Source organism: Pusillimonas sp. NJUB218 (genome assembly GCF_003788685.1).
In the GTDB taxonomy this organism is placed as follows: domain Bacteria; phylum Pseudomonadota; class Gammaproteobacteria; order Burkholderiales; family Burkholderiaceae_B; genus Neopusillimonas.
In genome coordinates this window covers 282,031-294,810 of record NZ_NQMK01000002.1, presented here as the reverse complement: position 1 = coordinate 294,810, position 12,780 = coordinate 282,031, and the positions used below count along the sequence as shown (strand labels likewise).

The 12,780-nt window shown below is 56.6% G+C and carries 10 protein-coding genes; 3 read left to right on the top strand and 7 right to left on the bottom strand.

Going from position 1 to position 12,780, the window contains the following annotated elements:
- The first annotated feature begins 8 nt into the window (after positions 1-8).
- Positions 9-1,127 carry a GNAT family N-acetyltransferase gene (locus tag CHR62_RS03945; RefSeq protein ID WP_233574858.1) on the top strand — a complete coding sequence of 373 codons (1,119 nt, stop codon included), beginning with the start codon at positions 9-11 and terminating at the stop codon, positions 1,125-1,127.
- A gap of 7 nt (positions 1,128-1,134) precedes the next feature.
- On the opposite strand, the gene phaR is transcribed toward CHR62_RS03945, so the two are convergent.
- From phaR to CHR62_RS03920, 5 genes are all read right to left on the bottom strand, one after another.
- Positions 1,135-1,704 carry a polyhydroxyalkanoate synthesis repressor PhaR gene (gene phaR / locus CHR62_RS03940; RefSeq protein WP_093970763.1) on the bottom strand — a complete coding sequence of 190 codons (570 nt, stop codon included), beginning with the start codon at positions 1,702-1,704 and terminating at the stop codon, positions 1,135-1,137.
- Positions 1,705-1,725: 21 nt separating this feature from the next.
- Positions 1,726-2,463 carry an acetoacetyl-CoA reductase gene (phbB, locus tag CHR62_RS03935; RefSeq protein ID WP_093970762.1) on the bottom strand — a complete coding sequence of 246 codons (738 nt, stop codon included), beginning with the start codon at positions 2,461-2,463 and terminating at the stop codon, positions 1,726-1,728.
- A 22-nt stretch (positions 2,464-2,485) separates the two neighbouring features.
- A complete protein-coding gene (gene phaC / locus CHR62_RS03930) occupies positions 2,486-4,084 on the bottom strand; it encodes a class I poly(R)-hydroxyalkanoic acid synthase (RefSeq protein WP_123660091.1) in 1,599 nt (532 codons plus the stop codon).
- Positions 4,085-4,157: 73 nt separating this feature from the next.
- On the bottom strand, positions 4,158-4,976 hold the full coding sequence (gene pgeF / locus CHR62_RS03925; protein ID WP_123660210.1) for a peptidoglycan editing factor PgeF: 819 nt from the start codon (positions 4,974-4,976) through the stop codon (positions 4,158-4,160).
- Complete coding sequence (locus CHR62_RS03920) at positions 4,973-5,941, bottom strand: RluA family pseudouridine synthase (protein ID WP_123660090.1); 969 nt, start codon at positions 5,939-5,941, stop codon at positions 4,973-4,975. The genes pgeF and CHR62_RS03920 overlap by 4 nt, the downstream gene beginning before the upstream one ends.
- Positions 5,942-6,048: 107 nt before the next feature.
- On the opposite strand from CHR62_RS03920, the gene CHR62_RS03915 reads away from it, so the two are divergent.
- The gene (locus tag CHR62_RS03915; RefSeq protein ID WP_123660209.1) at positions 6,049-6,843 is read left to right on the top strand and encodes an outer membrane protein assembly factor BamD; all 795 of its coding nucleotides are present in this window, start codon (positions 6,049-6,051) and stop codon (positions 6,841-6,843) included.
- On the opposite strand, the gene CHR62_RS03910 is transcribed toward CHR62_RS03915, so the two are convergent.
- Positions 6,830-8,845, bottom strand: a complete 2,016-nt coding sequence (locus CHR62_RS03910; RefSeq protein WP_123660208.1) for an ATP-dependent DNA helicase — start codon at positions 8,843-8,845, stop codon at positions 6,830-6,832. The two genes, CHR62_RS03915 and CHR62_RS03910, sit on opposite strands and share 14 nt — an antisense overlap.
- 113 nt (positions 8,846-8,958) lie before the next feature.
- On the opposite strand from CHR62_RS03910, the gene CHR62_RS03905 reads away from it, so the two are divergent.
- Positions 8,959-11,349, top strand: a complete 2,391-nt coding sequence (locus tag CHR62_RS03905; protein ID WP_123660089.1) for a Tex family protein — start codon at positions 8,959-8,961, stop codon at positions 11,347-11,349.
- 89 nt (positions 11,350-11,438) lie between these two features.
- Here the strand turns inward: CHR62_RS03905 and CHR62_RS03900 are convergent, their stop codons facing one another.
- Complete coding sequence (locus CHR62_RS03900; protein ID WP_123660088.1) at positions 11,439-12,767, bottom strand: tryptophan--tRNA ligase; 1,329 nt, start codon at positions 12,765-12,767, stop codon at positions 11,439-11,441.
- Between the last annotated feature and the right edge of the window lie 13 nt (positions 12,768-12,780).

The following is a 12,780-nucleotide window of genomic DNA, read 5'->3' as shown; positions in this document are numbered from 1 at the left end:
GGCACACCTTGACTGCAGAACTTTCGCTGGCTCGTACTTTAGACGATATTGACCCCGAAGAATGGAACGCGCTGGCGAACGGTCATCCGCTGGTTAGCCATGCTTTTTTACATGCCCTTGAAGCCAGCGGTTGCGCATCGCTTGAAACAGGCTGGGATCCGCACTACCTGTTATTAAAACGAAATGACCAATTGGCAGGCGCCATGCCACTTTTCGTCAAATACCATTCGCGCGGAGAGTATGTCTTCGACCATGCCTGGGCACGGGCGTTCATGCAGCACAACTTGCCCTATTACCCCAAACTGCTGTCTGCCATCCCATTTTCTCCGGTGCCGGGGCCCCGTTTACTGGCCAAATCGTCCGACGACCGCATCCGGTTAGCCCAGGCAGCCGTATCACTTGCCGAACAAAATGCCTTGTCATCACTGCATATTCTTTTCCCCGACGAGACAGACCAGGCCGCACTGCGCAAGGCAGGCTTCATGTTTCGGGAAACGGTGCAATTTCATTGGCACAACAATAACTACGGCACTATCGAGGATTTTCTGGCCGACATGACCCAGCAAAAGCGCAAAAAACTGAAACAAGACCGAAAGAAGGTGGCAGCAGCCGGGGTCACCTTTGAATGGCTGCGCGGCGAAGCAATTACCCCAGACAACCTGGCCTTTTTTTACCGATGCTATGAACGCACGTACCATGAGCATGGCAATGCCCCCTACCTGAATGCCGACTTCTTTGAACGGATCTTGCGCACCATGGGCGACCAGCTTCTGCTGGTGCTGGCGCGCCGAGGTGAAACACCTGTGGCGTGCGCCTTGAACATTATTGGCGAGGAACGGCTGTACGGCCGCTACTGGGGCACCACCGAATTTATCTCAGGTTTGCACTTCGAAACGTGTTACTTGCAGGCCATTGAGTACTGCATTGCCCACCAGATAAATATTTTTGAAGGCGGAGCTCAGGGCGAGCATAAGCTCTCCAGGGGCATGCTCCCCGTAAAAACCTGGTCGGCACACTGGGTGCGCGACGCAAGGTTTGCCCAAGCTATCGCAAATTTTCTAGATGAAGAAACACGAGCTGTTGACCAGTACGCGGATACGCTGGTCGAACACAGCCCGTTCCGTTAAGACGGGTTTATTTTTTTTGCGGCCCATCACCGCCTGCGGGCGGCACAAACGGGAAAGTTGAAAAAATAGACCGGGTCTGATCTTGCATTTGATCTTGCATTTGCACGAACAAATTTTTGCTTTGATCGATGTAATTATTCATCATGCTTTGCAAGACCGGGGTTTGCACACTCATGAACTGAGTCCATGCCTCGGGCCCTACCGCAGACCCATACAAATTTTTTGATTGCTCGGCCATCCGCTCTTGAACATCGATAAATGCCTGAATGTTTTTTTCGAGAAAAGCGCCCATGACGCCTTGCATGGCATTGCCATAAAAACGAATGATCTGCGACAGTGCTGCCGCAGAAAACATGGGCACCCCACCCGTTTCTTCTTCAAGAATGATCTGCAACAAAATGCTGCGTGTCAGATCTTCGCCTGACTTTACATCGACCACCTGAAAGTTTTCGTTGTCGAGCACCAGTTGCTTGACATCGACCAACGTAATGTAGGCACTGGTCTGGGTATCGTAGAGGCGGCGGTTGGGATATTTTTTGATCAACCGCAGGCCGGACGCGTTTTTAGTTTGTGTCATATGCGCTTGTAATGGGTATTACTACCCCATGTGCAAACCACCGTTAAGCGAAAAGTCGGCACCGGTGGCAAAACCGGCGTCGTCGGAAGCGATCCAGGCGACCATGGCGCCGATTTCTTCAGGCGTACCCAATCGACGCACAGGAATCGTAGCCACAATCTTTTCAAGGACATCGGCACGCATGGCCTTGACCATGTCTGTACCAATATAACCAGGCGATATCGTGTTTACGGTAACCCCTTTGCTGGCGACCTCTTGGGCAAGCGCCATGGTAAAGCCATGAATACCGGCCTTGGCGGTAGAGTAGTTGGTTTGACCAAACTGACCCTTTTGCCCGTTAACTGAGCTGATATTGATGATACGTCCCCAGTTTTTTTCGATCATGCCCTCGATGACTTGCTTGGTGACATTGAACAGACTGTTGAGGTTGGTGTCCATAACCGCACGCCAGTCGTCGCGGGACATTTTGCGAAAGAGGCCATCGCGCGTGATACCTGCATTGTTGACAAGCACATCGATATTGCCAAGTTCAGACTTGACCTTGTCGAAGGCTTCGACGGTGGAATCCCAGTCGGAGACGTTCCCCACCGACACATGAAATTTGTAGCCCAATGCAGCCTGCTCGTCGAGCCATTTGGTGTGATCGCGGCTGGGCCCGCAACCCGCTACCACGGTAAAGCCCTCTTTGGCGAGACGCTGGCAAATTGATGTGCCGATCCCTCCCATGCCGCCAGTCACGTATGCCAGTTTTCCACTCATGGAGTTCTCCTTGTAATTCTGTTTAAACCGCCTTGACCTTCACATAACGCCCGGGGGCAGCTTCGGTGGGTACGAAGCGAGTATTGCCCAGGCGTTTGACGGCCTTGCGACGCGTGCCCGAGTGGCCAGCCAGCCAATCGGACCAATGTAACCACCAGCTTCCCGGATGCTCTTGCGCTGCGTCAAACCAATCGCGGGCTGGTACCACCTTTTTGCCGGTTGTATCAGGACCAACCCAATAACACCGCTTGTTTTTTGCGGGCGGATTAACCACTCCCGCTATATGGCCAGACGCCCCCATGACAAACTGTCTGGGCCCCTGAAGCAAAGACATACTGGCATAAGCCGCCTTCCAGGGCACGATGTGATCTTCACGGGAGCCGTACACATAAGCAGGGGTGTCGATCGCCCCCAGGTCGACAGGCGTGCCGTCGACAACCACTTTGCCAGGCACAACCAGATTATTCTCTAAGTAGGTATTGCGCAGATACCAGGCAAAAAACGGACCGGGCAAATTCGTGCCGTCGGCATTCCAGTAGAGCAAGTCGAATGCAGGCGGACTTTGACCCTTGAGATAGTTATTGACGACGTAGTTCCAGACGAGCTCATTGGGCCGCAAGAACGAAAACGTGGTGGCCAGCTCGCGCGCAAACAACAACCCGCCCTGCCCCAGTTGATGCTCGCGCGCATTGACATGACCTTCGTCGATAAAGACGTCGAGCACACCAGTATCTTCGAAATTAAGCAGCGTGGTCAGCAAGGTAAGACTGTTGACTGGGTCTTCGCCCCGGGCCTTGGCCAGAGCCAGGGCACTGGCCAGCAATGTGCCGCCCACGCAAAAACCCAGCGCATTGATTTTTGCGGCTCCGCTGATGTCTTGAACCACCTTGATGGCCTGTAACACGCCGCTTTGAAGGTAATCGGCCCAGGTCGCCTGCAAAATGCCGTCAGTATCCGTAAGCTGCGGATTACGCCACGACACCATGAACACCGTAAACCCTTGCTCGACAGCATGGCGAACAAAGGAGTTGTCGGGTTGGAGGTCGAGGATATAAAACTTGTTGATGCATGGCGGCACCACCAGAAGCGGCGTGCGATAAACCTGCGCAGTCAATGGCGTGTATTGAATCAACTGAAAAAGAGGGTTTTCGAAGACGACCTGCCCTTCGGTGATCGCCAGGTTTTCGCCCACCGAAAAATGGCTTTCGTCGGTTTGCGACAAATGGCCTTTTTGGAGGTCGGTGAAAAAATTTTGAATGCCCTGAGCCAGTGACAACCCCTTGGTTTGCAGCAAGGTGTGCTGGGCATCGGGGTTGGTGGCCAGAAAATTGGACGGCGCCATGGCATCGAGCCATTGCATGACGGAGAACCGCAAGCGTTCGCGGGTGTCATCGGGGACATCGGCCGTATCGACCATTTTTTGCATGGCCTGCCCTGACAACAGATAGGCATGCGCCATAAGCAAATAGGCTGGATGACTGGCCCAGGCCTGAGCGCTGAAGCGCCTGTCTTTGGGCAGTTCTAGCTGGCCGTGCTCGGCCTTGTGGAGCAATTCTTGCCAGCTTTTGGAGAATTCCGCCTGGATTTCATTGAATTGTTGACCTGAAAACGGAATGCTCATTAAGTAAACCTGCCTTGTGTGACTATTTGCATCAGAACACCTTCATGTTGCGGGCCTGGCGATTGACTGTCAATCAGGGTAAGTCGGTAGCCGGATCAAGCCAGGCCAACGTTGCCATGCGTCCGGTGGGGTGTTTGAATCGATACGAATAAAAAAGCTCGGGATGACGATACGTACACCAACTGCTCTGTTCAATATAACGCACCCCAAGTGCCGCCAACCGGTGTCGGGCTAAACCGGCAAGGTCGGCCAGCCATTTACCTCCAACGCTTTCGGTGCCAGGACGCTGCGCAAAGTAAACGGCGCATTCGGGCTGACTGTCGCAAAAAGCGGCGTAGACGTCTGGCCCGACCTCGAAGGCCGACTGGCCGATGGCGGGCCCGATCCAGGCCCGCAATACAGCTTGGTCAGGCAAACGCGCCCGAAGGGCCAAAACGGTATTGTCGAGCACCCCCGCGGCCAAGCCGCGCCATCCGGCGTGCGCAACGGCCACCGCCCGCCCCGCTTCGTCGGCAACAACCACTGGCAAACAATCGGCCGTCAGAATAGCCAGCGCACGACCTTCACACGATGTGATCGCTGCGTCGGCAACCGGCGCAACCAATGAAGCATGAGCGCTTGGCGCGCCCCCCGGGGCAAATGCAGAGGCGTCGGCATCGTGAACAGTTGTGCCGTGCACCTGATCAAGCCAGACCGGCATAACGCCGATTTGGTCCGCCAACGCCTCACGACACGCCTGAACAGAAGCAGCGTCGTCGCCAACATGGGCGGCAAAGTTGAGCGTATCGAAGGGGGGTACGCTATACCCACCTAGACGGGTCGTACAAAAGTACCTTACACCCCGCCAAGGGGTGCCGCTAACCACCTGAAACGAACCCAACTGTGTTGTTATTGCCACGCAAGATGCCCTAATACCTGTTCGAAATCGGCAGGCAACGGCGCCTCGAAAGAAACCCGCTCGCCACTGGAAAAATCATCGAAACTCAATGCCTGCGCATGCAACATCTGGCGCGAAGCGCCGGCAATCAGTCGGCCACCATACAGCACGTCGGCGACAAGCGGATGACACACACTGGCCATATGAACGCGTATTTGGTGGGTTCGCCCCGTTTCCAGCCGACAAATGACCTGGCTGACCTGCTGACCTTCGGCGGTTGTGCCGATGCGAAGCGGTTCGTAATGCGTAATGGCCTCGCGCGGGGCAATGGGATTCTCGACACTCATGCGCACGGGCACACGCGGATCGCGGCCAATGGGCACATTGACGGTACCGCCATGACGCACCCAACCGTGTGCCAAAGCGGTGTACTGCCGGCTAACGCTGCGACTTTGCAGTTGACGCACGAGATGCGTTTGTGATTTTTCGTGGCGGGCCACGACCAACAGGCCCGATGTGTCTTTATCGAGTCGGTGCACAATGCCAGCACGCGGCACGGTGGCCAGTTCGGGGAACCGGTATAACAAACCATTGAGCAAGGTACCCGACCAATTTCCGGCCCCCGGATGCGTCACGAGACCGGCGGGTTTGTTAATGACGACCCAGTCCGGACTTTGAGCCACCACATCAAAATCGACAGGCTCAGGACTGAACGCCTGTTGCTCTGGCGCGACCTGTTCCCAAACTTCGATGCAGTCAGCAGGGCCAACCGTTTGACGCACACGCGCCGCTTGGCCATTTACCTTGACGTGCCCTGATTCAATCCAGGCTTGCAAACGACTGCGGGAGTGGTCTGGCATGAGACGGGCCAGGACCTTATCCAGGCGTTCGGGCATCGTTTTAAGTGGTAGCTCGAACAGCAGGGGCTCATCGTCTGGCGTGCACGAAGAACTTTCTTTAGTAATATCTGTGTCAGGCATGGCGACAAATCATATAATCAGCCTGCAATGCTAACACCAAGGATGCTTTTGTGACTCGCGTTAACTTCAATTCTGTACTTTGCTCCGGGGCTTCCCGGGTAGCCCGTCTGGCCGGCGTTTTTCTCGTGGCTGCAGTTGTTGCAGGCTGCGGCGCGCTAAGCAAAGGCGATGTCGACCCCACCGCAGGCTGGAGCGCTGATCGTCTTTACCGCGAAGCACGTACCGAAATCAGCGATGCCAACTGGCCCGAAGCCCGCCAGCGCCTCGAGGCACTCGAGGCCCGCTATCCGTTTGGCGGCTACGCTCAACAAGCCCTCATTGACCTGGCCTATGTCAACTGGAAAGACGACGAGCCAGAGCAGGCCTTGGCAGCCATCGACCGTTTCCAGCAGCAATACCCCAATCATCCAGGTACTGACTACATGCTCTACCTGAAGGGCTTGGTCACGTTTACGCCGCCCAGCGCACTGTTTTCGAACATTACACGCCAAGACCCGGCCGAGCGCGATCCGAAGGGCTTGCGTGAATCTTACGAGGCCTTTAGCGAGCTCGTTTCCCGCTACCCCGACAGCCGTTACACACCCGACGCCAAGAAACGCCTGACCTGGCTGGTCAACACCTTGGCAGAAAACGAAGTCATTGTGGCGCAGTACTACTACGAGCGTTACGCTTATTTGGCCGCCATCAATCGCGCACAAACCGTCATTACCGAATTTCAGGGCGTCCCGGCCGCCGAAAAAGCGCTGTACATCATGGTCATGGCCTACGACAAGCTGAATATGCCCGAGCTTCGTGACGACACCAAGCGCGTACTCGACAGCAACTTCCCCAACAGCAAGTACTACGAACAGGGTTTTGCCGAAGCCAGCGGCAGTATGTGGAACCCCGTCAACTGGTTTTAATCTGCCGCGCCTTGAAAAATTTCACCACCTGAGCAACTTCTCGGGTGCGTGAAAACGGCGGCAAACCTCGCCAAAGCAGCTTCCCGTAGGGTTTATCAACAATACGGGTATCGGCTACCATCAATACCCCCCAGTCCCCTTCCGACCGAATCAATCGGCCAGCACCCTGCTTAAGCGCAATGGCGGCCTCGGGCAACTGGAACTCCATGAAGGGGTTACCCCCACGGCGACGGCTTTCGTTTAAACGTGCCTCAAGCACTGGGTCGTCGGGCGGCGCAAACGGCAGCTTGTCGATCGCAACCAGGGTCAACGCGTCTCCCGGCACATCAATCCCTTCCCAGAAGCTGGCGCTACCGACCAACACCGCATTACGCGCGTCACGAAACCGGTCAAGCAGCAACCGCCTTGAAGTGTCGCCCTGCTTTAACAGCAGACGATCAATACCTGCGGCGTCGAGCCGTTCATCAAGTAGCTCGGCAATACGATCAACCGCACGCAAAGTGGTACACAAAACCAGTACGCCACCCTGCGCAACTTTGATTAACGGCACCAGCAGATCAACAAATTTTTCGTTGAACTGCGGGTGGTTAGGCAAAGGCAACGTAGACGGTACAAACAAAACCCCCTGCGCCGAATAATCGAACGGTGACTCCCAGCGGCCGGTGACCGCATCGTGCAGACCTAATTGCCGTTGAAAAAAACCAAAATCACCATTGATGGACAGAGTGGCCGAGGTCATGACCCAGGCCTGCTCGGGCCGGCGAAACCGCGAAAAAATACGCGCTACCGACAAAGGGGCACTATGCAGGCGCATGCCATGGCTACTGGACTCCACCCACCTGACGGCCGTTTCGTCTGCCCCCGGGCCACCGTCGGCCGCTGCAGCAGCGGCCAGTGCGTTCCGGCCCTGCCTGTCGGGCTGGCTCCAGCGGAATAGACGCGCCCGCAAATCGAGCGATGTTTTTGAGGCGGCAGTAAGGTCTGGGTGTTTTTCTGCCACGATGCCCAGCCGTTGCACACAATCGTCAAGCACTTCAATCAAACGCTCAAGTGCAGTGTCGAAAGCCTCGGCATCAGGCAAAGTCTCGAAGGTCGCTTTTTTACCAGGTAAACGGTCTATCGCCGCAGTCGCCAAACGCAACTCACGAGCGGCGTGCTCGATGCGCTGCCCTTGCTCTGTCCAGTTACAGGCTTCGCGGGCGTGAGCCAGCCCGGCGGCCTCGACCTGACGGGCCAGGTCGATCAGTTGATGCGAAGACACACTGCTGCCCAGAAAGCGCGTGGCCACATCGGGAAGCTGATGAGCCTCGTCGAACACCACCAGTTGCACTTCAGGCAACAAATCGGTGATCCCCTCTTCACGAAGCGCCAGATCTGCCATGAACAAGGCGTGGTTGACCACGACGATATCGGCTTCCTGCGCCTCGCGACGCGCTTTGAGCACAAAACAGTCGCGCACATTGGGGCAGTCTTGGCCCAGGCAGTTGTCGCGTGTCGATACAACGCGATTCCAGATATCTGCCTCTTCAGGCACCTCGGCCAGTTCTGCCTTGTCGCCGGTACGCGATTGCTGTGCGAACACCTGAATATGACGAAGCTGACCGATTTCGGCACGAGACTTGAGTGCGCGGTCGTCGCCTTGCAGACGTTCGAGGTGGTAGTGGCAGACATAATTACCCCTACCTTTAAGCAGGGCCGTCGTCACAGGCAAGGCCAACGCATTGCGTAGCCGGGGCAAATCGCGCCGAAACAACTGGTCTTGCAAAGTTCGGGTGCCGGTCGACACGAGCACCTTCACCCCGCTTAAAAAAGCAGGCACCAGATACGCCCAGGTTTTGCCTGTGCCGGTACCGGCCTCGGCGATGAGCGTACTGCCGTCGGTGATCGCCTGATCGATAGCACGCGCCAACTCCAACTGAGCCTGACGGGCGTGGTAGCCCGGCAACGCAGCCGCAATAGGGCCGTCTTCGGCAAAAATGGCATCGAGCTCTTGCAGCAACATGGGACGTTCCAGACACATCAGACTAAACCAGAATGATAACCGCGCGCGAAGACCTGTTCGGCCTGGATGTGGCAAAATGCCCCGCTTGATGATGTAAACCAGATGACTTACCCATGACAGTTACCTCAAATGCAGCACCCAAAGTGGCGCTGAACAATTCCCCTGAACGCATCGTTGCCTTGCTGGCCGAAGAACTGGGCGTGCGCCCGATACAGGTAGCCGCTACCGTTGAGCTGCTGGACAGCGGCGCAACCGTCCCGTTTATCGCCCGCTATCGGAAAGAAGTCACGGGCGGTCTGGATGACACGGTGTTGCGTAACCTGGAGGTAAGGCTTGTCTACGTACGCGAACTCGAAGACCGGCGCGCTGCCGTGATCGAGTCGATCGAGCAACAGGGGAAACTGTCCCCCGAACTGACCGGCGAAATTTTGGCGGCGACGACCAAACAGCGCCTCGAGGACTTGTACGCTCCCTTCAAGCCCAAGCGTCGCACTCGCGCACAAATTGCGCGCGAAGCCGGGCTTGAGCCGCTGGCCGACGCCATTCTGGCTGACCGCACGGCCGACCCGGCCGCACTGGCAGAGAGTTACCTGAATGCCGAGGCAAATATTAACGATGGAAAAGCCGCACTCGACGGTGCGCGCGACATTCTGGCCGAGCGCTTTGCCGAAAACGCCGATTTGCTGGCCGACATGCGCGATCATCTCTGGCAGTCGGGTCTGCTGTATGCAAAAGTTGTTGAGGGCAAAGAAACCGAGGGCGCCAATTTCCGAGACTGGTTCGACTTTCACGAACCCTTGCGCACACTACCATCACACCGCATCCTGGCTCTGTTGCGCGGCCGTCAACAAGGCGTACTCGATCTTCGTATCGGCTTGGCCCCTGAACTTGAAACACAAACGCCTCATCCGTGCGTGAGCCGGGTCGCCGCTTTTCTTGCGCTGGGTGCCCGCTTTGATGCCGACGCAAAGCCTCGCGAGAAGTGGCTGGGCGAAGTCTGCCGCTGGACTTGGCGTGTGAAGCTCCTGACGACCTTCGAAACTGAATTGGTCAATCAGCTACGCGAGAAGGCCGAAGAAGAAGCCATACGCGTATTTGCCGCCAACCTGAAAGACTTACTGCTGGCGGCACCCGCTGGCCCAAAAGCCGTGATGGGCCTGGACCCGGGGATCCGAACAGGGGTCAAAGTAGCGGTTATCGACCCCACGGGCAAGCTGCTGGACACGGCCACCATTTATCCCTTTGAACCTCGGCGCGACTACGAGGGTTCGATCAATACATTGGCAGCGCTCGCACTAAAACACAAAGTTGAGCTCATTGCCATCGGCAATGGCACGGCATCGCGCGAAACAGAAAAACTGGCTGCCGACATGGCCGCAAAATTCAGTGACATCAAGGCGACACGCGTCGTCGTCTCCGAGGCTGGCGCCTCGGTGTATTCGGCCTCGGAGCTTGCCGCTCACGAATTTCCCGACCTTGACGTCAGCTTGCGCGGTGCCGTTTCGATCGCGCGCCGCCTGCAAGACCCATTGGCCGAGCTCGTCAAAATCGAGCCCAAGGCTATTGGGGTTGGCCAGTACCAGCACGATGTAAACCAGCGCGAACTGGCCCGATCGCTTGATGCCGTCATTGAAGACTGTGTGAACGCCGTGGGTGTAGATGTCAATACAGCATCCGCCCCGCTGCTGAGCCGGGTATCGGGCCTGAATGCCAGCCTGGCCCGCAACATTGTGGCCTGGCGTGACGAGAACGGCGCGTTTCAGAACCGCAAGATGCTGATGAAAGTCAGCCGCTTCGGCGACAAGGCCTTTGAGCAAGCCGCAGGCTTCTTGCGTATTGCCAATGGCGACAACCCGCTGGATGCCTCTGCCGTTCACCCAGAGGCCTACCCGGTGGTCAAACGTATTCTTGAGAAAATTCAGGCCGACGCCAAACAGGTCATGGGACGTCAAGGCGCCCTTAACGGGCTGTCACCTGCCGAATTTACCGACGAACGCTTCGGTCTACCCACCGTACGCGATATCTTTACCGAAATTGAAAAGCCAGGGCGCGACCCTCGTCCGGAGTTCAAAACCGCCCAATTCAAAGAAGGCGTGAACACATTGAAAGATCTGGTACCGGGCATGATTCTTGAGGGAGTCGTCACCAACGTGGCCAACTTCGGTGCCTTTATTGACATCGGCGTCCACCAAGACGGTCTGGTGCATATTTCGGCACTGGCCGATCGCTTCGTCAGCGACCCGCGCGATGTCGTACGTGTCGGACAGACCGTCAAAGTCAAAGTCCAGGAGGTAGACATCGAACGCAAACGCATTGGCCTGACAATGCGCTTGAACGATGATGCGCCATCGGGCCGAACAAGCGCGAGCAGCGGCGGCCGAGCCCAGGGCGGCCGCAATGCCGTTGGCAATCAGCGTAGCTCGGGTGATCGCCGCGACAAAGCAACGGGCGCGGCAGATGGTCTGGGCGCCATGGCTGCCGCCTTCGCAAAGCTGAAGAAGTAATCCGTCGACCTTCCAAACAAAAACACCCCGCGGGCCAACCATAGGCCCGCGGGGTGTTTTTTTATGGGCTAAAAGCTGTCTGCCCTGCGTCAGTCTTGTTTGAGCGACGCCAATGCCTGCTCGACCGCCTCGAGGTCGCTTTCGGGGAATCGGCAAACAATCTGATTATCGACAACCAGCGTCACCTGACCGTTCTGGACCTGGGCAAGGCCTGACAAAGCCCGGGTTTTGAGCTCGGACATCAGTTGACCTGCTGTTTTGGGATTGTCAAACCCTTCGGATAAAAAGAGCTCGGCACCATCGACCGACAACAATCGGAAATGAAAGCGTTCGCCCTCACGGAAACTGACCAAACGAGCGGTCTTACCGGCCTTGGACTTGGCTTTTGAGACTGCGGCAACCTGACTGGGTTGACGCAAACCCACAGCCTCACGCAAAGCCCCCATGAGCTCGGCCGACTCACGACGCGCCTTGGCTGCACCCGCCTGCAAAATATCCTCGATTTGTCGGGGATCGGCCATCAGCTGTGCGTAGCGATCACGCATGGGTGCGACGATACCATCAAGCAAAGTAAACAAGGCCTCTTTGGCTTCGCCCCACGCAAGCCCACCCTCGAGTGCTGCCTTGAACGCTGTCGCTTGCGCCGGTGTGGCAAAAGCACGATACAGGGCGTAGACATGCGATGCTTCGGCGTCTTTCGGTTCGCCAGGCTGGCGCGAGTCGGTCACGATACGCGAAACCGCCTGACGCATGGCCTTACTGCCGCCCTCGAACAACGGAATGGTGTTGTCATAACTTTTGGACATTTTTCGGCCATCCAGGCCGGGCAACGTCGCGACCTCATCGTCGACTTGAGCCTCGGGCAAGACAAAAAACTCTTTACCCTGACCATACAAATGGTTGAACCGCTGAGCAATATCGCGAGCCATTTCAAGGTGCTGAACCTGATCACGGCCCACGGGTACTTTGTGAGCGTTGAACATCAGGATGTCGGCTGCCATGAGTACCGGATAAGAAAACAGACCCATGGTTACGCCATCGTCAGGGTCAATATTGCGTGCCGTGTTCTGGTCGACAGAGGCTTTGTAGGCATGCGCCCGGTTCATCAACCCCTTAGGCGTAACGCAGGTCAACAACCAGCAAAGCTCAGGAATTTCGGGAATATCGGACTGCCGATAGAACGTGACCTTATCGACATCAAGCCCGCCCGCCAACCAGGTAGCTGCGATTTCAAGGCGCGAACGTGCCACCCGCGCAGGGTCTTCGCATTTAATAAGCGCGTGATAGTCGGCCATGAAGAAATAGGCGTCGACATTGGGTTGGCGACTGGCTTCGATGGCCGGACGAATAGCGCCGGCGTAATTGCCCAGATGCGGGGTACCGGTCGTAGTGATGCCGGTCAGGACTCGGGTTTTCATGTTGAATTTATTC

Excerpts from the sequence above, each read along its gene's own strand:
- CHR62_RS03905 (WP_123660089.1), top strand. The coding sequence starts at position 8,959 with ATGACAGTTACCTCAAATGCAGCACCCAAAGTGGCGCTGAACAATTCC.
- phaR (WP_093970763.1), bottom strand. The coding sequence starts at position 1,704 with ATGACACAAACTAAAAACGCGTCCGGCCTGCGGTTGATCAAAAAATAT.
- CHR62_RS03920 (WP_123660090.1), bottom strand. The coding sequence starts at position 5,941 with ATGCCTGACACAGATATTACTAAAGAAAGTTCTTCGTGCACGCCAGAC.
- phaC (WP_123660091.1), bottom strand. The coding sequence starts at position 4,084 with ATGAGCATTCCGTTTTCAGGTCAACAATTCAATGAAATCCAGGCGGAA.
- CHR62_RS03900 (WP_123660088.1), bottom strand. The coding sequence starts at position 12,767 with ATGAAAACCCGAGTCCTGACCGGCATCACTACGACCGGTACCCCGCAT.
- phbB (WP_093970762.1), bottom strand. The coding sequence starts at position 2,463 with ATGAGTGGAAAACTGGCATACGTGACTGGCGGCATGGGAGGGATCGGC.
- CHR62_RS03910 (WP_123660208.1), bottom strand. The coding sequence starts at position 8,845 with ATGTTGCTGCAAGAGCTCGATGCCATTTTTGCCGAAGACGGCCCTATT.